At 64.5% G+C, this 20,761-nt stretch carries 16 protein-coding genes, 1 pseudogene and 1 riboswitch; of the genes and pseudogenes, 6 read left to right on the forward strand and 11 right to left on the reverse strand.

Going from position 1 to position 20,761, the window contains the following annotated elements; all coding sequences use genetic code 11:
* Nucleotides 1-75: 75 nt before the first annotated feature.
* The 4 genes from ACI48I_RS20925 to ACI48I_RS20940 all read right to left on the reverse strand — a co-directional run bounded on the left by ACI48I_RS20925 (nucleotide 76) and on the right by ACI48I_RS20940 (nucleotide 4,032).
* Entirely contained in the window at nucleotides 76-1,113 is a 1,038-nt protein-coding gene (locus ACI48I_RS20925; RefSeq protein ID WP_193688880.1) for a CobW family GTP-binding protein, read from the reverse strand.
* A 118-nt stretch (nucleotides 1,114-1,231) separates the two neighbouring features.
* On the reverse strand, nucleotides 1,232-2,161 hold the full coding sequence (gene xerC / locus ACI48I_RS20930) for a tyrosine recombinase XerC (protein WP_193688023.1): 930 nt from the start codon (nucleotides 2,159-2,161) through the stop codon (nucleotides 1,232-1,234).
* Nucleotides 2,162-2,170: 9 nt separating this feature from the next.
* Nucleotides 2,171-2,833 (reverse strand): DUF484 family protein, encoded by a 663-nt coding sequence (locus tag ACI48I_RS20935; RefSeq protein WP_193688024.1) that lies wholly within the window; start codon nucleotides 2,831-2,833, stop codon nucleotides 2,171-2,173.
* A 149-nt stretch (nucleotides 2,834-2,982) separates the two neighbouring features.
* Nucleotides 2,983-4,032, reverse strand: a complete 1,050-nt coding sequence (locus ACI48I_RS20940) for a porin (RefSeq protein ID WP_193688025.1) — start codon at nucleotides 4,030-4,032, stop codon at nucleotides 2,983-2,985.
* 466 nt (nucleotides 4,033-4,498) lie between these two features.
* On the opposite strand from ACI48I_RS20940, the gene ACI48I_RS20945 reads away from it, so the two are divergent.
* Complete coding sequence (locus ACI48I_RS20945; RefSeq protein ID WP_498575295.1) at nucleotides 4,499-6,235, forward strand: tetratricopeptide repeat protein; 1,737 nt, start codon at nucleotides 4,499-4,501, stop codon at nucleotides 6,233-6,235.
* Between the two features lie 43 nt (nucleotides 6,236-6,278).
* Here ACI48I_RS20945 and dapF read toward each other — a convergent pair whose 3' ends face one another.
* The 3 genes from dapF to ACI48I_RS20960 are packed head-to-tail and all read right to left on the reverse strand — an operon-like array spanning nucleotide 6,279 to nucleotide 8,872.
* Entirely contained in the window at nucleotides 6,279-7,142 is an 864-nt protein-coding gene (dapF, locus tag ACI48I_RS20950; protein WP_193688027.1) for a diaminopimelate epimerase, read from the reverse strand.
* Between the two features lie 18 nt (nucleotides 7,143-7,160).
* Nucleotides 7,161-8,024 carry an LpxL/LpxP family acyltransferase gene (locus ACI48I_RS20955; protein ID WP_193688028.1) on the reverse strand — a complete coding sequence of 288 codons (864 nt, stop codon included), beginning with the start codon at nucleotides 8,022-8,024 and terminating at the stop codon, nucleotides 7,161-7,163.
* Nucleotides 8,021-8,872 (reverse strand): lysophospholipid acyltransferase family protein, encoded by an 852-nt coding sequence (locus ACI48I_RS20960; RefSeq protein WP_498575296.1) that lies wholly within the window; start codon nucleotides 8,870-8,872, stop codon nucleotides 8,021-8,023. The genes ACI48I_RS20955 and ACI48I_RS20960 overlap by 4 nt, the downstream gene beginning before the upstream one ends.
* 186 nt (nucleotides 8,873-9,058) lie before the next feature.
* On the opposite strand from ACI48I_RS20960, the gene metK reads away from it, so the two are divergent.
* The 4 genes from metK to metF all read left to right on the forward strand — a co-directional run bounded on the left by metK (nucleotide 9,059) and on the right by metF (nucleotide 13,331).
* On the forward strand, nucleotides 9,059-10,225 hold the full coding sequence (metK, locus tag ACI48I_RS20965) for a methionine adenosyltransferase (protein ID WP_498575297.1): 1,167 nt from the start codon (nucleotides 9,059-9,061) through the stop codon (nucleotides 10,223-10,225).
* A 317-nt stretch (nucleotides 10,226-10,542) separates the two neighbouring features.
* A riboswitch (S-adenosyl-L-homocysteine riboswitch) is annotated at nucleotides 10,543-10,615 on the forward strand.
* A 26-nt stretch (nucleotides 10,616-10,641) separates the two neighbouring features.
* Complete coding sequence (gene ahcY, locus ACI48I_RS20970) at nucleotides 10,642-12,069, forward strand: adenosylhomocysteinase (protein WP_193688031.1); 1,428 nt, start codon at nucleotides 10,642-10,644, stop codon at nucleotides 12,067-12,069.
* A gap of 94 nt (nucleotides 12,070-12,163) precedes the next feature.
* Nucleotides 12,164-12,517 carry a phage holin family protein gene (locus tag ACI48I_RS20975; protein WP_193688032.1) on the forward strand — a complete coding sequence of 118 codons (354 nt, stop codon included), beginning with the start codon at nucleotides 12,164-12,166 and terminating at the stop codon, nucleotides 12,515-12,517.
* Nucleotides 12,504-13,331 carry a methylenetetrahydrofolate reductase [NAD(P)H] gene (metF, locus tag ACI48I_RS20980; protein ID WP_193688033.1) on the forward strand — a complete coding sequence of 276 codons (828 nt, stop codon included), beginning with the start codon at nucleotides 12,504-12,506 and terminating at the stop codon, nucleotides 13,329-13,331. The genes ACI48I_RS20975 and metF overlap by 14 nt, the downstream gene beginning before the upstream one ends.
* 48 nt (nucleotides 13,332-13,379) lie before the next feature.
* Here the strand turns inward: metF and ACI48I_RS20985 are convergent, their stop codons facing one another.
* Nucleotides 13,380-14,477: a hypothetical protein gene (locus ACI48I_RS20985; RefSeq protein WP_498575298.1), complete on the reverse strand. Its 1,098-nt coding sequence runs from the start codon at nucleotides 14,475-14,477 to the stop codon at nucleotides 13,380-13,382.
* Between the two features lie 60 nt (nucleotides 14,478-14,537).
* On the reverse strand, nucleotides 14,538-16,871 hold the full coding sequence (locus ACI48I_RS20990; RefSeq protein WP_498575299.1) for a hypothetical protein: 2,334 nt from the start codon (nucleotides 16,869-16,871) through the stop codon (nucleotides 14,538-14,540).
* A gap of 191 nt (nucleotides 16,872-17,062) precedes the next feature.
* Between ACI48I_RS20990 and ACI48I_RS20995 the strand changes: the two are divergent.
* Nucleotides 17,063-17,143, forward strand: a pseudogene (locus ACI48I_RS20995) (methylenetetrahydrofolate reductase [NAD(P)H]); the annotation flags it as partial.
* A 63-nt stretch (nucleotides 17,144-17,206) separates the two neighbouring features.
* Here ACI48I_RS20995 and ACI48I_RS21000 read toward each other — a convergent pair.
* Both ACI48I_RS21000 and ACI48I_RS21005 read right to left on the reverse strand, forming a co-directional pair.
* A complete protein-coding gene (locus ACI48I_RS21000) occupies nucleotides 17,207-18,304 on the reverse strand; it encodes a hypothetical protein (protein ID WP_498575300.1) in 1,098 nt (365 codons plus the stop codon).
* Between the two features lie 62 nt (nucleotides 18,305-18,366).
* Nucleotides 18,367-20,688 carry a hypothetical protein gene (locus tag ACI48I_RS21005; protein ID WP_498575301.1) on the reverse strand — a complete coding sequence of 774 codons (2,322 nt, stop codon included), beginning with the start codon at nucleotides 20,686-20,688 and terminating at the stop codon, nucleotides 18,367-18,369.
* Nucleotides 20,689-20,761: the final 73 nt, after the last annotated feature.

Here is a 20,761-nt window from a genome sequence, read left to right on the forward strand (position 1 = left end):
GCTTCGGCAGCGGTCAATCATCAGTACTTGTTGGACCCTTGTGGGAACCGACCGGTACCGCTAAACCGGGATAGTTTATACCAAACATTGTTCCAATCCGCGGATAAATACGTCTTTCGGTAAATTTTTACCAATAAATACCATTTTGCTGCCACGGGCCTCGTCAAGCTCCCACTTGGCGCCGAGGTCGCTGCCCATGATTTGATGCACACCCTGGAAGACGACCTTGCGCTCGGCGCCTGCCATCGACAGTACGCCCTTGTAGCGCAGCATGCTCGGCCCGAAGACCTGCACCATGCTGCCGAGGAACTGGTCGAGCCGCTCGGGATCGAACGGACGCTCGCTCTTGAACACGAAAGCGGCGATGTCGTCGCTGTGGTGCGCGTGGTGGTGATCGTGCTGGCAAGCCTCGGTATGAACGTGGCCGTGCTCGTGGTGCTCGTGCTCGTGCTCCTCTGCGCGCAGGAAATCGGGGTCGAGTTCGAGCTTGTCGTTCAGGTTGAAACCGCGCAGGTCGAGGACTTCGGCGATCGGCGCGCGGCCGAAGTCGGACGTCGAGATCGGGGCGCGCGGGTTGATCCGCTTTAAACGCATCTTGAGGGTTTCCAGCGCATCCGCATCGACCAGGTCCAGTTTTGATAACAGGATCTTGTCGGCGAAACCGACCTGGCGCTGGGCTTCCTCGTGGCGGTCGAGCTGGTCCATTGCATGGCGGGCATCGACCACCGTCACGACGGCGTCGAGCATGTAGTGGGCGCCGACTTCTTCGTCGACAAAGAAGGTCTGGGCCACCGGGCCGGGATTGGCGAGGCCGGTCGTTTCGATGACGACGCGGTCGAAGCTGATCTCGCCGGCTTCCCGTTTTTGCGCCAGGTTCGTCAATGCGACGACCAGGTCGCCGCGGATGGTGCAGCAGATGCAGCCGTTGTTCATCTCGACGATCTGCTCGCCGCTGTCCTGCACCAAGATTTCGTTGTCGATGTTTTCTTCGCCGAATTCGTTCTCGATGACGGCGATGCGCAGGCCGTGCTCCTCGCGCAGGATGCGGTTGAGGAGGGTGGTCTTGCCGGCGCCAAGGAAGCCGGTGAGGATGGTGGTGGGAATGGGTGACATGGTCATTTTACAATTCGTACGGCTGGAAGCGGCATGGGAAGCCGAAGATTATGCCGCAATTTGCAATTTGCCACCATCGACCGCGCCAGCGTTTGCGCCAGCTCAGGCGAACCCTTGTCTACTTCGCTTTCGCTCTCGGATGAGCTCGGTCATATACGGCGGCAAGATGCTGGAAGTCGAGCGCGGTATACACCTGGGTCGAGGTGATGCTGGCGTGGCCGAGTAGCTCCTGCACGGCCCGCAAATCCCCCGAAGATTGGAGCAGGTGCGAAGCGAAGGAATGGCGCAGCACGTGCGGGTGCACGTGGACGGGCGAGCCGGCCTGGAGTGCGTGGCTCTTCAATCGCTGCTGCACCACGCGCGGGGTGATGCGGGTGCCGCGGGTCGACACGAACAGGGCGGCGCTGCCGTCCTTCGCCGGCGGACGCACCGCGAGCCAGGCGTCCAATGCTGCGCGCGCCGGGCCGCCGACCGGTACCCGGCGCATTTTATTGCCCTTGCCGGTGACCACGACTTCGCCGGCCGCCGCATCGAACCAACCGAGCGAAGTGGCGCCATCGGCATGCGTATAAGCCAGGTCGAGCCCGGCCAGTTCCGACACCCGCAACCCGCTCGAATACAGCAGTTCGAACATCGCGCGATTGCACAGTTCGCTTGGCTCCGGATGGCCGTGGCGGTTCGCTTCCAGCAGCTGGACGGTGGCGTCGACCGCCAGGGCTTTCGGCAGGGTCTTGGGACGGCGCGGGGCGCGCACGCCTTCGACCGGGTTGGCCGGCAGGGAAATCTGGCGCGACAGCCAGCCGTAAAAACCGCGCCAGCCCGACAGTTTGCGGGCAATCGAACGCGGTTCCTGGCCGCCGGCATGCAGGCGCGCGGCGAAGCGGCGCATGTCGGCATGGGTCAGAGCCGGCCAGTCATCGTGCCCGGCCAGGTTGCCGAGCTCGGCCAGGTCGCGCCGGTAGGCGGCGATCGTGTGTTCGGACAGCTGGCGCTGGGTGGCCAGTTCGCGCAGGTAGCGCCCGGCCCAGTCTTCGCGCGCCGTGTCCATTAACTGGCCTCAGGCGCGCAGCGGTGCCAGCGCGGCGCTCGCGGACTGGCCCAGCTGGACCAGAAAATCGGTCGCCATCACCGGGCTGAAACGCTCGGCGTCGGGCGAACCCATCACCAGCAGGCCGAAGCTGACGCCCTCGCTCGTGAGCGGCAGCAGCACGGTCGAGCGCACGCCGTCGGCTTCGTCGAGCCAGCGCAGGGCTTCGAAATCCTTGTTCGGACCGCAATACGGCGCGCGCAGGCTGGCGGCGAACAGGCGCGCATCCTCGGCCACGTCGGCTGCAAACCAGGCGTCGGCATGCTCGGGGCGCACATTCCACAGGCGCAGCGTCGCTTGCGGCACGCCGAACTGCGTCACCAGGGCGTCGACCAGGTCGCGCGCCAGCGCCGCGCCACCGGTCGATTTCAATAAGGCCAGGTGCCAGGCATGAAAGCGGTTCAGGATGACGGTGTTGTCGGCGGCCGTACGCATCAGCTCAGCCATGCGCAGCTCGAGCGCGTTGTACTTGGCGCGCATGACTTCCATTTGCCGCTCCTGCAGCGACACGGCCTTTCCGGTCAGCGGGCTCGACAGTTTGACTTCGCCCAGCAGGCCGGCATGTTCTTCAAAAAAGCGCGGGTGGTCGGCCAGGTATTGGGCGACGGCGGCGGAGTCCAGGGTGACAGTCATCGGTAATCTTGCAAGAAATAGGGTGTGCGCAATTCTACCGCAGCGGGGCAGGGCGGCGGACAGAAAAGGGTGACGCAAAAAAGGCAGGAACCGTTGCCGGTCCCTGCCTTTTCCAGATTCAACTCTGGCGGACTTGCGTCCGCATCAGCTTAGAACGAGTGGTTCACGCCGATCGTGTAGAAGTTGACCGCACCTGGGTCGACGGCACGGTTGGCCTGCGACTGTGGGCCGTCCTTGCGCGATGCATCGACGTAGACGTAGGTACGCTTCGACAGGCTGTACTCGTAACCCAGCGACAGTTGCTTGGTCTTGAACGAGTTGTCCGGATCCTTCTGGCCATAGCCTGCCAGGAACTTGCCTGGGCCCATGGTGTAGTTGGCGCCCAGCACCCATGCGTTGGTCTTCGCACCCGAGCCGGCTGGCAGGGTCACCAGGATATTGTCCTGGTCCTGACGGGTGTACAGGGCCGTCAGTTTCAGTTCCGGGGTCGCGTTGAACGCGGCGCCGATCGACATGACTTTCGATTCGACGGCGTTACGCTCGTAGCCCAGCATGACTGCTGCAGGACCGTTGTTGTAGGTTGCCGACACCGAGAACGGGTTGGCCGATGCCTGGGCGCCCACTGGGTACAGGGTGCCGATTGCCGGGCCGCCGTTGTTTTCCTTGGTGGCGATCGCGGTGTTCAGCTGGAAGCCGCTCACGACTGGCGTGTTGTACCAGAAGGCGTTCGACCAGCGGTTGTTCGAGCTGCCGGCTGGATCCAGCGGTGCCGAGTTGTAGCCGGCGACTGCCAGGTCGGTGTAGAAACCAGCCTGGTGTGGCAGTGCGTGGAACGGCTCGAAGGCGCCGACGGTTTCCTGGTACGGGGTCAGGCCGCGACCGATGCGGACCATACCGAAGTCACCCTGCAGGCCGACGCGGCTCTGACCCTGGAACAGCGGACGGCTGCCGTTTTCGACGGTGCCGGTGTCCGGCTCGTAGCGGATTTCCAGTTGGAACAGTGCCTTCAGGCCGTTGCCCAGATCTTCGGTGCCCTTGAAGCCCAGGGTGTTCGACGCGCGCTTGCCGATGGTCAGGGTCTGACCGGTGCGCTTTTGAACGCCAGCATCGATGGTGCCGTAGATTTGCACGGCGGTCTGTGCATGGGCCACACCGGCGAATGCGCCGACGAGTGCGACTGCCATCAGAGATTTTTTCATTTATTTGTATCCTTAGAAGATGAATCGGAATCCAAAGAGCGTTGAGACTTTGTTTGCTGAACACTCGGACGAGTGAACCTTAAAGGCTTAACGCGTCAAGATCGCCGGATTGGTGAATTATGACCGTTCGAGTTGGTGGAAAGCCAATTTAACCAATCGTGCTGTTGTATTTTCGAAACGCCTGAGCCCGGAAAAGGCCCCATTTTGGGCTTGACGCACTGCAAGGTAGCGGAGTTCCGCATCGTTTCGATGCGCTTGTTCGATATCAATCTTCAAGCTGTTCGGGAAGTTTGCACCCCAACGCTGGCTTAGACTTCCCTTGAACCGATGGGTGTGGGCGTGATCCGGGATCTTCTTGTATATTGGCAACTTTGCCAGCGACAGCCGACCCGTCGCCGCGTTCCGCCGATCCCGCCTGTACACGCTTGCCCACCCACGCCTGCCCACCAATTGATGAAGACAACCGATGGCTAATCGTGAAGAACTGGCGATCATCCGTGGCGCCCGCAGTGGCCGCGCCGAGGCGCAGCTCGAACTGGGCAAGCGCTACCTGTTCGGCAGCGCCGGCCTGCCGCGCAGCCTGCCGACGGCGCTGCACTGGCTCGACCGGGCGGCGCGCCAGGGCTGTGCCGAGTCCTGCGAACTGATCGGCAGCCACATTCCGCTCGACCTGGCGCGGGCACACGGCACGCCGCTGACGCCGTGGTACGAACGCGCCTACGACGGTGGCAACCTGCGCGCTGGACTGGTCCTGGCCCAGTTGCTGCTGGAAGACGGCCGCGCGGCGCCCGATGCGCTCCACGCCAAAGCCGTGCACGCGCTCGAAGAGGCCGCGCGCGCCGGCTTCGCCGAAGCGCAATGGCTGCTGGCGCGCCGGCCGGAAATCGCCGCAGGTATTCAGGCGGGCATGAGTCTTGCCGCCGCGTCCGGCACGGGCATGGGCATGGGTAGTGTCGCTGTTGCAGTGCAGCATCCGGCCGCGCCGCCACGCGACCGGGCGGGACAGGTGAGCGAGCGGCGCGCCACCGCGCGCCCCGGCGCCGCGGATGCGGGCACGGCAGCGGCGGCAGGCCAACCCTGGCTGCGGCGGGCGGCCGACAATGGCCTGGCCGAAGCGCAGTTCGCGCTGCTCGAGCAGAGCTGGGCAGCCGAATCCTGGCACGACTACCTGGCGCGTGCGCTGCCGCTGGCGCGCGCGCTGGTCGATAGCGGCGGCAGCAAACACACCCGGCGCCTGGCACCGGGCGAAGTCACCTTGTTGTCGCGTACGGCGCGCCTGCTGGCCGAAGGAAAGGGCAATGCGGAAGCGGGCAGCGACGAGATCCACGCCTTCTGGGAGCTGGCCGCCGCTGAGCACGATCGCCATGCGCAACTGGCCATCGGCCTGTGGTATGCGCGCATGCAGGTCGACGGCACCCGGATCCAGGGCGGCACGGGCGCAGCGAATTTCAAGAAGGCAATCCGTTGGCTGCTGCTGGCGGGCGAGCAGGGCCTGGCCGAGGCCTGGTACGCCTTGTCGCGCATCTATCTAAAACCCGAGTTCTCGCAACGCAATGTCGCCGACGCCCAGCGCTACCTCGAGCGGGCAGCGGATATGGGTTACGAGATCGCCCAGCTCGAATGCGGCAACAATGCCTGGCGCGCGCGGCGCGAAAACGAAAGCAACGATGTGCGCGCCGTGTTCTGGCTGCAGCAGGCGGCGGCACAGGGCAATGCGGAAGCCGGCGTGGCACTGCGCAAGATCGCGCCGCGCCTCGACGATGCGTCCCACACCGAAACCGGGGCGTTGCGCGATTGTGTCGGCGACCTGTCCGCCCACCCGCTGCTGGCGGCGCGGCTGGAACTGGCGGCGCTGTTTGGCCTCAGCCGGGCCGAAACCCTGCTGCTCGACGTGACCGCGGCCGACCAGGGACATTGCCTGGTGATCGATATCCGCGCCAGCTACGGGCGCAGCAAGCGGCGCCTGGTCATGGTCAATACGGCCCCGGAACGCCAGGCGCTCGACCGCATCGTGCGCCTGTTCGAGAACGTCGATTGCGGACCGGGTGGGCCGGAAGGCAATTACCGCCAGCGGCTGTACCGGCTGCGGACCCTGATGGCCGATGCCGCCATGGGCGAACGCACGCTCGACGATACGGACGGCAGGCTGACCCCGCCGGTCACGCCGGAGCGCGGCAATCCTTCCTACGGTATGGCGGCCTGAACAAATTGCCAGGCCGGCTGCGCTTTCCTGACAGGCGCCTGATTTAGATAGTGATCTCGCCTTCGAACACCGTGACGGCCGGGCCGCTCAGGTAGACCGGGGCGCCTTCGCCGGCCCAGGCGATCGACAATTCCCCGCCGCGCGCCGATACCCGCACCGGCGAATCGAGCAATCCACGCCGGATGCCGGCGACGACCGCCGCGCAGGCGCCGGTGCCGCAGGCCAGGGTTTCGCCGGCGCCACGCTCGAATACACGCAGTTTGACGTGATTGCGGTCGACGACCTGCATGAAGCCGGCGTTGACCCGCTTCGGGAAGCGCGGGTGATGTTCGACCTGCGGACCCAGCTCCGCTACCGGAGCCGTGTCGACATCCGGCACCGTCTGCACGGCATGCGGATTGCCCATCGAGACGACCGATACCGGAACGGTCAGTGGCCGCTCTCCCAACTGCAGGTTCAAAGGCCACAGCAAGTCTCGTCCTTCCGGCAGGCCGTCCAGGCCCTGGCTGTCGAAGGGCACCGCGGCCGGCTCCAGCACGGGCGCGCCCATGTCGACCGTCACGCTGCCGTCGTCTTCCAGGGCCGGGGCGATGATGCCGGACATGGTCTGCACCCGGATGCTGCGTTCGCCACTCAAGCCCTGGTCGCTGACGAAACGGGCAAAGGCGCGCGCGCCGTTGCCGCACTGTTCGACTTCGCCGCCATCGCTATTAAAAATACGGTAGCGGAAATCGGCGCCGGCGACGGTCGGGCGTTCCACAATCAGGATCTGGTCGGCGCCCACGCCGAAGCGGCGGTCGGCCAGGCGCTGCCATTGGGCGGCGCTGAGGTCGACCTGCTGGTGGATGGCGTCGATCACGACGAAATCGTTGCCCGCGCCCTGCATCTTGGTGAACTTGAGTTTCATAGGATTAGTTGTAATGCATCAATCGTAGAGCGATGGTTCGCCCGCTGGGCGGGTTTTGAACCGCTTATGCGTCCAGAAATATTCGGCAGGCGCTTCGCGCACCCGGTCTTCAATAAAAGCGTTCATGCGGCGCGTCGCGGCGAGCATGTCGTCGCCCGGATAATTCTCCCAGGCCGGATAGAAGCGCACGCGCCAGCCCTGGTAGTTCGGCAGGTAGGTGGCCACTACCGGGATCACCTTGGCGCCGGTGGTGCCGGCGATCCGGCCGAGCGCCGTCAGGGTGGCTGCCGGTACGCCGAAGAAGGGCACGAATTCGGCATCCTTTTCTCCGAAATCCATATCCGGCAGCATGAAGTAGGGAAGGCCGTCGCGCAGTGCGCGCAGGATCGGCTTGATGCCCTCTTTACGGGTCACCAGCCGTACCGGACCGTAGCGTTCGCGGCCATGGCGCAGCAGCCTGTCGAAGGCGGCGTTCTTTTGCGGCACATACATGCTGCACACCGGGATCACGCGCGAGGCGACACCGGCCACGTCGAGGCAAACGAAATGGGGGCACAACAAAATCGTCGGCCCGGCTTCCATCGCCGCCTGCGGCACCGCGCCCTCGACATGGATGAGTTGGCGCACCCGCGCTTCCGGTGCCCACCACAGGATCGAGCGCTCGAAAATGCTGCGCGCGTAGGCCCTGAAATGCTGGCGCGCCAGAGCACGCCGTTCGGTTTCCGACAATTCCGGCATGCACAGGCGCAGGTTGGTCAGCGTGATGTGGCGGCGCTTGCCCAGCACCACGAACAGCAGGCTGCCGATCGCTTCGCCGAAACGCCCGAGCACGGGCAGTGGCAGCCAATGCAGCAGCCACAGGAAGGCAATCAGGACCCTCATGCCACGGCCTCGGCCTCTGGCGCGGCCACCCCACCTGGTTGTTTATAACGGTTGTAGCTCCAGAAATACTGGGCCGGGCAGCGGGCAATCAGGGCTTCCATCGCCCGGTTGATGCTGGCGGCCTGCTCGGCCGGAGTACCCGTCAGGTCACCCTCGAAGGGGACGAAGCGCACGACATAACCGCGGCCTTTGGAAAGGCGCTCGGCATAGACGAGCAAAATGTCGGCCTTGCCCAGTTGCGCCAGCTTCGCCGGCAGCGTCATCGTATAGGCAGGGCGTCCGAAGAAGGGCGCCCAGACGCCTTCTCCTTCCTGCGGTACCTGGTCCGGCAACAAGCCGATCGGCTGGCCGCTTTTCAGGGTTTTGGCAAGGATGCGCACGCCCGACAGGTTGGCCGGCGCGAGGTGCAGGTTGTGACGGGCTCTGGCACCCTCGACCAGCGGTTTCAGCGCGCTTTTCTTCGGTGGGCGGTACATGACGGTGAGCGCCGTGTGCAGCGCGATCTGCTGGGCGGTCATTTCGAAGCAGCCCAGGTGGGGCGTCAGGAACACGATGCCGCGCCCGGCGTCGAGCACGCGTTGCACCATGTCCCAGTTCTCGACCGTGGCATGGCGCGCAACGCGCTCCGGCTTGCCGCACCAGACAAAAGCCAGCTCGACGATGGCCTTGCCGGCCTCGGCGACGGCAGCGCGGCGCTGGTCGCTATAGCCGGCCTGGGCCAGGTTGGCGTCGAGGCGGCGCCGGTACGAGGGAGACAACAAATACACCAGCCAGCCCAGCGCCGCGCCCAGGGCGTGGAGCAGAGGTAGCGGAAATACGGATAAGACTCTGAATAAGATAACTAGCATATTGACCAGCGTCGAGGAACAAAGCAGGCCCCTCCGCCAAAAATTTCTTAAAGGAGCGTAAAATACCACTTTACGCAGGATCCGCCGAGTTAATAGACAACTTGCGAAGCGGAATATAAATGTCGCTAAAGCGTCGCAGGCACAGGTTGCTGCGGCAGTTTTTTGATCACAGTAACTGGAGCCTTCATGTCCAACGATTATCTCTTTACTTCCGAATCCGTCTCGGAAGGCCACCCCGACAAAGTCGCCGACCAGATCTCGGACGCGATTCTCGACGCCATCCTCGAGCAGGATCCACGCGCCCGCGTCGCCGCCGAAACGCTGTGCAACACCGGCCTGGTGGTACTGGCCGGCGAGATCACGACGCACGCCAACGTGGATTATATCGGCGTTGCGCGCAACACCATCAAGCGCATCGGTTACGACAACACCGATTTCGGCATCGACTATAAAGGTTGCGCCGTCATGGTCTGCTACGACAAGCAGTCGCCGGATATCGCGCAAGGCGTCGACGAAGGCGCCGGCATCGACCTCGACCAGGGCGCGGGCGACCAGGGCTTGATGTTCGGCTATGCCTGCGACGAAACACCGGAGCTGATGCCTGCCGCTATCTATTACGCACACCGCCTGGTCGAGCGCCAGTCGCAGCTGCGCAAGGACGGCCGCCTGCCATGGCTGCGTCCGGACGCCAAGTCCCAGGTGACCCTGCGCTACGTCAACGGCCGCCCGGTAGCGGTCGACACCGTGGTGCTCTCGACCCAGCATCACCCGGACGTCTCCCACTCGCAGATCGAGGAAGCGGTGATCGAGGAAATCATCAAGCCGACCCTGCCGCGCGAATGGCTCGAGAACACGAAATATCTGGTCAACCCGACCGGGCGCTTCGTCATCGGCGGTCCGCAGGGCGACTGTGGCCTGACCGGCCGCAAGATCATCGTCGACACCTACGGCGGCGCAGCCCCGCACGGCGGCGGCGCCTTCTCGGGCAAGGATCCAACCAAGGTCGACCGTTCGGCCGCCTACGCCGCCCGTTATGTGGCGAAGAACGTCGTCGCCGCCGGCCTGGCGCGCCAGTGCCAGGTGCAGGTCAGCTACGCCATCGGCGTCGCGCGCCCGATCAACATCACGGTCTACACCGAGGGGACGGGCGTCATCTCCGACGAGAAGATCGCCCAGCTGGTGATGGAACATTTCGATTTGCGCCCGAAAGGCATCGTGCAAATGCTCGACCTGCTGCGTCCGATCTACGCCAAGACGGCGGCCTACGGCCACTTCGGCCGCGAAGAGCCGGAATTTACGTGGGAGCGCACCGACAAGGCCGCGCTGCTGCGCGCCGAAGCGGGCCTGGCGTAGATGTACCGATGACGCTCCAGCCCCCTGCGGCTGGGGCGTAACGTAGGGTGGGCTCTCGAGCCCACGCGTTCGTGCCGATGCGTACCGCACTGTCACCGCAGAGCGAAAACGTCGCGTGCCGGTATGAATTGGCGCGACAATTCAAGCGCCGCACGCGTGGGCTCGAGAGCCCGGTGAAACCGTCATGGCGGCCCTTGGCCGCCATGACCCCTACGGTATACCCCCATCTCGACAGGGCAATTTGTTGCAACCGCACAAATTGCCCCAGCAGCAGCTCCATCGCCCTGCCGCCGTCGCCCAGACGTGCTAAACTACCCCGTTCCGAGGAGCGTTGCGACGAAAAGATTCCTTTTCGCCAGGCTCGGATCATCAACACTGCGCTCACGTTACTTTTTTCTAACTGAAAGGAGGGCGTGATGAGCGCCGTACTGAAAACCACCCAAGACTTCCACATTGCCGACATCTCCCTGGCCGCCTGGGGCGAGAAGGAAATCCGCATCGCCGAAACCGAGATGCCGGGCCTGATGGCAATCCAGGAAGAATTCGCTGCTGCGCAACCCCTGAAGGGCGCACGCATCACCGGTTCGCTGCACATGACCATCCAGACCGCCGTGCTGATCCGCACGCTGGAAGCGCTCGGCGCGCAGGTGCGCTGGGCTTCGTGCAACATCTATTCGACCCAGGACCACGCCGCCGCCGCGATCGCTTCGGTCGGCACGCCGGTGTTCGCCGTCAAGGGCGAAACCCTCGACGAATACTGGGAATACACGCACCGCATCTTCGAGTGGCCGAACGACGCCGCCGGCAATGCCGTGTACTCGAACATGATCCTCGACGACGGCGGCGATGCCACCCTGCTGCTGCACCTGGGCGCACGCGCCGAGACGGATAGCTCGGTCCTCGACAAGCCGGGTTCGGAAGAAGAGATCTGCCTGTTCAACGCCATCAAAGGCCGCCTCAAAACCGATCCGCAGTGGTACTCGAAGCGCCTGCCGGAAATCCTGGGCGTGACCGAAGAAACGACGACCGGCGTGCACCGCCTGTACCAGATGCACCAGGAAGGCAAACTCGCCTTCCCGGCCATCAATGTCAATGACTCGGTGACGAAATCGAAGTTCGACAACCTGTACGGCTGCCGCGAGTCGCTGGTCGACGGCATCAAGCGCGCGACCGACGTCATGATCGCCGGTAAAGTGGCCGTCATCGCCGGTTACGGCGACGTGGGCAAAGGTTCGGCCCAGGCGATGCGCGCCCTGTCGGCGCAAGTCTGGGTCACCGAAATCGACCCGATCTGCGCCCTGCAGGCAGCCATGGAAGGCTATCGCGTCGTGACGATGGATTACGCGGCGCAGCACGGCGACATTTTCGTGACCTGCACCGGCAACTATCACATCCTGACCGAACAGCACATGCTGGCCATGAAAGACCAGGCCATCGTCTGCAATATCGGCCACTTCGACAACGAGATCGATGTCGCGTCGCTGAAGAAATATCAGTGGGAAAACATCAAGCCGCAGGTCGATCACGTGATCTTCCCGGACGGCAAGCGCATCATCCTGCTGGCCGAAGGCCGCCTGGTGAACCTGGGCTGCGGCACCGGTCACCCGTCCTACGTGATGAGTTCCTCGTTCGCGAACCAGACCATCGCCCAGATCGAGCTGTTCGCCAACACGGACAACTACCCGGTCGGCGTCTACACGCTGCCGAAACACCTGGACGAGAAGGTCGCGCGCCTGCAGCTGAAAAAGCTCAACGCCCAGCTGACCGTGCTGACCGACGAGCAGGCTGCGTACATCTCGGTGAAGAAGGAAGGTCCGTACAAGCCGGACCACTACCGTTACTGATCGGCGCTGGCCGAACTAGCGATGGTGAGACCCCTACGGACGCAGGCGCGTCCGTAGGTGCCCATAACAAGAAAACGCCCGACGAAAGCTGAACATGCGCCTGCTCCTGACCTGGCTGATCAATGCCGCCGCCTTGATGGCCCTGCCTTACCTCATGCATTCCGTGTCCGTCAGCAATGTCGGCACCGCCCTGATCGCCGCCCTCGTGCTGGGCCTGGTCAATACCCTGATCCGGCCCGTGCTGGTGTTGCTGACCTTGCCCGTCACGCTGCTGTCGATGGGCCTGTTTATCCTGGTCATCAATGCCGTGCTGTTCTGGCTGGTGTCGCATTGGGTCGAGGGCTTCGAGGTGGCGGGATTCTGGTCGGCCTTCCTGGCAGCGATCCTGTACAGCGTGATTTCGTGGGCGCTTTCTACCTTGCTCCTGAATAAAGATGGAAACCCCTAATTTCAGCATCGAGTTTTTCCCGCCCAAGACGCCCGAGGGCGCGGAAAAACTGCGCGTCACGCGCCGCAAACTCGCCGAACTGAACCCGAAGTATTTTTCGGTCACGTTTGGTGCAGGCGGCTCCACTCAGCAGGGCACCCTCGACACCGTGCTCGACATCATGGCGGACGGTCACCTGGCCGCACCGCACCTGTCGTGCATCGGCGCCACCCGCGAATCGATCCGCGCCATCCTGCAGCAGTTCCAGGACAAGGGCATCCGCCGCCTGGTCGCGCTGCGCGGCGATTTACCCAGCGGGTATGGCGGCGCGGGCGAACTGCGCTATGCAAATGAACTCGTCGAGTTCATCCGGGCCGAGACGGGCGACTGGTTCCATATCGAGGTCGCAGCCTACCCGGAAGTGCATCCGCAAGCCCGTTCGCCGCAGGACGACCTGCTTGCGTTCGAGCGCAAGATCAAGGCCGGGGCGAATGCCGCGATCACCCAGTATTTCTACAATGCCGACGCCTACTTTCAATTCGTCGACAATGCACAAAGACTGGGCATCGCCGTGCCGATCGTGGCCGGCATCATGCCGATCACGAACTACACGCAATTGATGCGCTTTTCGGATATGTGCGGCGCCGAGATCCCGCGCTGGGTGCGCCTGAAACTGGCCAGCTTCGGCGACGACAGCGCTTCCATCAAAGCCTTCGGTCTCGACGTGGTGACGAGCCTGTGCGAGCGCCTGCTGGCAGGCGGCGCGCCCGGCCTGCACTTCTACAGCATGAACCAGGCAGTGGCGACCACCGCCATCTGGCAGCGCCTGGTGTAACGGTAACGGGTCCACTCCGATCACCCAAAGGTGATCGGAGCCGGCACCTTAAAAGTCCACGTGGTAGTGCAACTGGAGTGAGCGGGTCTTCGCCTCGTCCAGCTTGAGTGCGTCGGACTGCAGCATCAAACTGAAATTGCCGGCTTCGAGGCCGATGCCGGCACTGTCGAAACGTGTTTCCACGTTTGCGCGCAGTGTCAGCCAACCGACCCGGCGCGACAGCGAGAAGGTCGGTATTGTTTCGCCTGCGTAGCGTGCGACCTGCACGCCCGCACCCCAGTCCCCATTTCGATAGTCGAACGCGGCCGCGGTGTAGCGTGGAATTCTGAAGTCGCGCTCCACCTGGCGTTTGCGGCCGCTGAGCATGGGCTCGAAGTTGACGTAACCATTCTCGGCATAGGACGTGACGTCGGAGCTGAGCGTCTCGGTATGGAGCGGCAGGTTTTTCCAGCGCAGGCGGCTGGCGAGGTCCTCGGCCCGCAGGCGCAGCGTCCAGGCATCCGACAGCGGCAGCGTGGCGGCCAGCGACAGGCCGGCGCCCGAGGCGCTCGGCGCGTCTCCCATGAACGGGTATGTCATGCGGCTGTTGGCGTCGGTGTGGCTGACGGCGAAACCGTAGGTTTCAGCGCGCGGATAGGTCAGCACGCCGTCGACGCTGCGCTCGCGCAGCCGCTGCCTGCCGTACACCGCGCCGCTGATCTCGATGGTACTGGAGCGCCCGCCGATGCGCGGCCCGTCGAACGTGTACCCGGCCCGCAAGCCCAAGGCCTGCCAGGAAAAATACTGTCCCTGCAGCGCCAAGCTGGCGGGCGGCGCCGGCTTGCGCTTCTGCTGATACAGATAAAGCGCGTCGAGGCTCTCGCGGTTCGTCGTGAGCGAGGCCTCCTGACGTAGCTCGAGGCCGAGGCGCCAGCCGTTTCTTTCGACGCCGGCGGCGGCCCGGCTGCGCATCAGGGCCGTATTGCGTCCGGCACGCGGCGCATACGTGGTCCACTGGCCGTCGAGCTGGCTGATCGGCACCGCATCGCTGGCTTGCCAGGCGGAGAGATCGGAATAAACGGTCCAGCCGTCCGCAACCGGCGCCGCCGTCGTTTGGGCGCAGGCTGCGCCGCAGGCGAGCGCGCCCGTTAACAAAATTGATCGCATAGCAGGTGTGATAAAAGCCTGGCGCAGTGCGCCAGGCTCGAGGAACGAAGTTCGTTCGGATTATTTCAATGACTCAATGCTGCCATCGCTGTAGGTGATGATGCCCTTGTGCAGATCCAGCTCGGCCGTGACGGCGCCATCCTTGGTCACCTGTACCGGCGTCGCGGTGCTGGTGAACGAGAATGCGACACCGTCCGCACTCGATACCTTCACCAGCGGATTGCGTTCGCCAACCTTGGCAGTCACGCTCGCATTAATCACCGACGTGTCGTCACGGTACTGGGCGCTGATGTTGGCGCTTTTCATGCCGGTGCGGGTGGCGCCGAGCGCCAGGCTCAACAGAGGACGGTTCGGTACCGACAGCGAGCCGCCGATTTCCACGGTGTCGGCGACGAAGTTCGTATCCGACTCGGCAGCGGTGGCGTCGAAATTCTCGTAGCCGTTGCGGGCGATGGCGACCTTGCCACTGAAGACAGTCGCGTCCTTGTGCTTGAGCGAACCTTCGAACCCCAGCCTGGTTGGCATGTGGGCCGTCTGGCTCTTGTCCTGCTTGTCGTCCGATACGCGCAGGGTGCCGTTGACCGTGGTGCTGCCCATGCTGCCGTGCAGCGTCACCTGAAGCTCGGTGGCGGCATTCGCCCCGACCTCGCTGCCCGCCACCGCCATGCGCAGGAACGATGTGCTGGCGATCTCGACTTGGCCGGAAGCTTGTCCTGCGGTGGCCGCGGTGCCTCCGGCGGTGGCGGTAAAGACGCCGCCAAACTGGTACAGGGCGATGCCGTTTGCTTCCTCGGTGCGCGCGGCTTTGAGCGACCAGTCTTCGTAATCGCTCTGGAACACGCCATCGCTGTTGAGCCGGCCCGGCATGCGACCCTTGACCGCAAGCTGCGTGATCGTGTTTCCGCTGCGGGTCAAGGTCATCTCGCCCGAGAACGCCTCGCCAAGTGGCTGGGCTGGCGGCATGCTGGTCACGGAGCCACGATAATCGTGCGTGACGGCGCGCTTGGCAAACGAGGCCGTATAGGTAAAGTCGCCCGGACTGCCTTCCTTCGGCTGGAATGTCAACGTGCGTGTCGCGTTGACGTTCGTGTAGCTGACATTGTCGTAGGTCGATTCGGGCAGATAGCCAATCTGGACAACGGTGCAGCTCATGCTGAGCGGGCTCTTCACGATCACACAGTTGCCGTTGCCTTCGTTTACAGCGAAGTAGTTAGGCTGAGCAGGCTGCGATTCCGTTTCGTAGAGCTGATGGTTCCAAACCTGGAAGGTCTCCGCGGTGCTGGTACCGGCGCGATAGCGGTCGAACTGTATCAGCGCATTCACTGCGAGCGATGCAAAGCGGCCGACGTCGTTGGCGAGCGGGGCAACGTTACCGATCAGGTCGGCCTTGATGCCATCGACGGTCACGCGGAATGCGTCGCCCTGGTCGAGTGCGCGCAGGTTGGTGCGCAGGCTGGCGAACAGTGCCTTGGTTGCCGCAAGTGGCGGCAGCGCCGGTACTGCCGGGGTTGGCGTCGTTCCCGAAGGACTGAGCACAGGAATGCCGACGACCGTGTCCTTGCCGGTACGGTTGATCTTCTTGTCCTGGGCCACGGCCTGGACCGCGTCGCGGAACTGCGCCAGGCGGTTCTGCTCGAGCGATGGCTGGCCATCGGTGAGCTTGACCGAGGAGGCCAGCTTGGTGACCACGCAGGCAATACGCTCGCCAGGTGTGCTTTGGCCGCAGTCGGCGCTGGCGGTGCTGCCCATCTTCGAGATCGCGGCCAGGGCCAGGCTCTGGTTCTTTTCGTCCTCGCTCGCCGTGGCGGCGGCGGCGCTGTTCGAATTGACCGGTTTGACGGTCTCGGGATCGAAGCCGAGCAAGGTACGCACGCTGCTCTTGGCCTGGGCGACAGCCTGCTGCGGCAGCTTGCCATCGGACGTTTCCGCCGTACGGGCCACCATTTCGGTCAGCGGCGAGACCGTGCCTTCATAGGTACCGGCGGCATTGCTGGCCAGCGTCACGACGCTGCGCAGCTTCATGTCTTCGGGCAGGGCGATATCGGTGCCGGTCGCTTCGTCGGCCATCACGGCGCCAGGGGCCGCGCTCACCTCGACCACGAAGTTCTGCACCGAAGCAGCAATCTGCAGCTTGTAGGTGCCGTCGGTGCCGGTGGTAGCGGTGGCCAGCGCGGCAGCGCCGCGTGTGCCTTGCGCGTCGAGCGCGTAGACGCTGATCCTGGCACCCTTGATCAGGCCCTTGGCCGCGGTTCCCTGCACCGTACGTTCCGGGCTTGGGGTGGCGACCGGAGCGCCCGAGGCGGGCGCGCCAGCGCCGCCACCGCCGCAGCCTGCCAATGCCAGCGCAAGTGCGATGACGCCAGTTTTTACTACCGTTTCAGTCATACTATGCATGATTTTCCTGTCAGTTTTTTTCCAAGACGCGCGTTGTTGCGCCCACGAATCCGGCGCAATTGTTGCGGCGAGGCAATTGTAGAGTCATCGCTCTAAATGTTGCAACAAGGAAAATATTATTGTGACAAAGGTATGGTGAAAAAATGACAGAGGGGAATCGGTAAAATTTCACGCGGCAATATCAAGGCAGGGCGAGTGGCGCGCTCGCCCTGCACTTCTACAGCATGAACCAGGCAGTGGCGACCACCGCCATCTGGCAGCGCCTCGTGTAACACCGGGGTGTGGGCTGTACCGGTTCCGGTCGCCCTCGGGGCCACCGGAGCCGGCCTCTTTTCTTAAAAGACCAAGTGGTAATGCAGCTGCAGCGAGCGCGCCTTCGTCTCGTCCAGCCTGCGCGCATCCGACTGCAGCATCAAACGGAAGTGTCCGGCCTCGACGCCGATGCCGGCGCTGTCGAAACGGGTTTCCAGATTGCCGTGCAGGGTCAGCCAGCCGACGCGGCGCGAGAACGACAGCGTCGGGATCGTCTCGCCGGCGTAGCGCGCGACGTGCACGCCCGCGCCCCAGTCCTGGTCACGGTAATCCAACGCCACCGCGGTATAGCGCGGGATCCGGAAGTCGCGTGCGACCTGGCGTTTCCGGCCACTGAGCAGGGGCTGGTAATTGACGTGGCCGTTTGCGTCATACGAGCTGACGTTCGAGTTGAGCGTCTCGGTATTCACCGGCAGATTTTTCCAGCGCAGCCGGCTGGCGACGTCGTCGGCCTGCACCCGCAGGGTCCAGGCGGCGGCCAGCGGCAGCGTGGCCGCCAGCGACAGTCCCGCGCCGGACGCGCTCGGGTCCTCGCCCATGAATGGGTAGGTCATGCGGCTGTCGGTATCGGCGTGGCTGACCGAAAAACCGTAGGTGTCCGTCTGCGGCCAGCTCAATGTCCCGCGCACGCTGCGCTCGCGCAGCCGCTGTTTGTCGTAGACGGCGGCGCTGATGTCGATCGACGCCGTACGGCCGCCAATGCGCGGACCCTCGAAGCGGTGGCCGATGCGCAGTCCTTGCGCCCGCCAGGAAAAATAGCGAGCCTGCAGCGCGATGCTGGCAGGCGGCGCCGGCTTGCCTCTTTGCTGATAGAGATACAACGCGTCCAGGCTCGCGCGGTCGGTCTTCAGATACGCATCCTGGCGCAGTTCCAGCCCCAGGCGCCAGCCGCCTTTTTCGACGCCGGCGGCGGCCCGGTTGCGCATGAGGGCGGTATTGCGGCCGGCGCGCGGCGAATAATCGGTCCAGGCGCCGTCGATCTGGTCGATCGGCACCGCATCGCTGGCCTGCCAGACGGAGATATCGGAGTACACGGTCCAGCCGTCCGCAGCCGGCGTGGCCTCCGTTTGGGCGCAGGCTGCGCCGCAGGCGAGGGCGCCGCTCAACAGGATTGTTCGCATGGTGAGAAGAGTAAAAAAAGCCTGGCGCGTCGCGCCAGGCTTGTGGGGACGATGCGTCCGGATTACTTCACTGACTCGGTGCTGCCGTCGCTATACGTAATCAAACCTTTCGCCAGGTCCAGCTGGGCGGTGACGGCGCCGTCCTTGGTGACCTGCACCGGAACCGCGGTGCCGGTGAACGAGAAGGCGACGCCGTCAGCGCTTGACACCTTCACCAGCGGATAACGCTCACCCGTCCTGGCGGTCACGCTCGCATTGATGACCGAGCTGCCGTCGCGGTACTGCGCGCTGATGTCGGTCGTGTTCGGTGCGCTGCGGGTGGCGCCGACCGTCAGGCTCAGCGTTGGACGCGCCGGTACCGAGAGCGCGCCGCCGATCTCGATGGTGTCCGTGACGAAGTTGGTTGCCGACACGGCAGCGGCAGGGTCGAAGTCCGCGTAGCCGTTGCGGGCGAGGGCGACGCCGCCGCTGAAGACCGTGGCGTCGCCGTGATCGAGCCAGCCTTCGAACCATACCCGGGTCGGGATCCGGGTCAGTGCGCGCTTGTCGCTTTCGTATTGGGCCAGATGCAGGGTGCCGCCGACCGTGGTGGCGCCGATCGTGCCGCGCATGCCGAGCTGCAGCTCGTCGACGGCGGCGCGCCCGGCGCCGCCGGCGGGCAGGCGAACGCGCAGGAAGGAGCTGTTGTCGATCTCGACCGTGCGGACCAGTCCGCCCGGAACGGCTGCGCTCACTGTCCCGCCGAAGCTGTACTGGGTGATGCCGCCGATATCCTCGTTGCGGGCGACATCGAGCGACCAGCCTTCGCCTTCGCCCTGGAAAATGCCTTGCTGCAGCCGGCCGGGCATGCGGCCCAGGATGGCAAACCCGGTGGCGGTCCGGCCGCTGCGCGCAAAGCGCATGTCGCCCGAGAAGCTGCCGCCCAGTGGGGTACGGGCAGGAATGCCCTGGGCCTGCGTGCCGTCGTAGGGCACCACGTTCTTCTCGTAGAAGACGGTATAGGTGAACTCGCTCGTACTGTCCGGTTTGGGCTGCAGCGTGATGGTGCGCGTTGCGTACACCATGTCGTTGTTCCCTACCCAGGTGCCGGGCAGGAAAGCTTCCTGGACGACGGTGCAGCTGATGGAGAGCGGGCTCGCCGTCATCAGGCAGTCGCCGTCGCCCTCCGCGAAACTGATCGAAGGGCGTTGCGGCCAGGTGTCCATGATGCGGTTGCGGGCGACAGTAAAATCTTCCGGCGCCATCTCGCCACTGCGGGCGCGGTCGAGGCGGTCGAGGGCGTCCAGGGTGAGCGCTGCGACGCCGCCGAGGTCGTTGCCGAAGGGCGCCATGGTGCCGCTCAGGTCAGCCTTGATGGCGTCCGCCGTCGAGCGGAATACATCGCCGTCGGCCAGGGCGTGCAGGTTGTTGCGCAGGCTGCCGAACAGCGCCTTGGTTGCGTCGAGTGGGGTGGTCCCGGTTGGCGGCGGCGGGGGCGTGACCGGGTCCGGAGCTGGCGGCGGCGTCACCGGGCCCGGAGGCGCTATCAGCACGGGAACGCCCACCACCTTGTCCTTGCCGGTGCGGTTGATGTTCTTGTCCTCGGCGACTGCCTGGACGGCATCGCGCAACTGCGCAAGGCGGGCCGGATCGAGGGCGGGCTGGCCATCCTTGACGATCACCGACGACGCCAGCCAGCTCACCACGCAGGCGATACGCTCGGCGGCGCTGCTCTGCGCGCAACCGGCGCTGGCGCTACTGCCCAGTTTCGAAATCGCGGCCAGCATCAGGCTCTGGTTCTTTTCCTCCTCGCTGGCGGCGGCGGCTGCGGCGCTGTTCGAATTGACCGGCTTGACCGTCTCGGGGTCGAAGCCGAGCAAGGTGCGCACGCGGGTTTTGGCTTGGGCGATGGCCTGCGGCGGCAGCTTGCCGTCGGCGGTCTCTGCCGTACGCGCAACCATTTCGGTGAGGGGCGATACGCTGCCCTGATAAGGGCCGGCGGCATTGCCGGCCAGCGTCACCACGCTGCGCAACTTCATGCTGGTGGGGAAGGCGAGATCGGTGCCGCTCGCTTCGTCGGCCATCACGGCGCCTGGCGCCGCCACCACTTCGATCAGGAAATTCAGCACCGCTGCAGGAATCTGCAGTGTATAGGTGCCGTCCGGGCCGGTCGTGGCACTCGCCAGTGCCGCACCGCCGCGCGCGCCCTGTGCGTCGATGGCATACACGTTGACCCTGGCGCCCTTGATCAGGCCTTTGGCTGCGGTTCCCTGCACGGTGCGTTGGGCAACCGGCGCGTCGGGCACAGGCGCGCTGTAGCCGCCGCCCCCGCCGCCGCATCCGGCCAATGCCAACGCCAGTACGAATACGCCCCTTTTGATTGCTGTTCCGGCAAATGTTTGCATGGTGATCCCTGTTGGTTTCCACTTCCGCGTAACGCGGCCCTGATACCCGCACTTATCTGTTGCAAAGATGCAA

The sequence above is a fragment of the Massilia sp. LXY-5 genome (assembly GCF_059801075.1).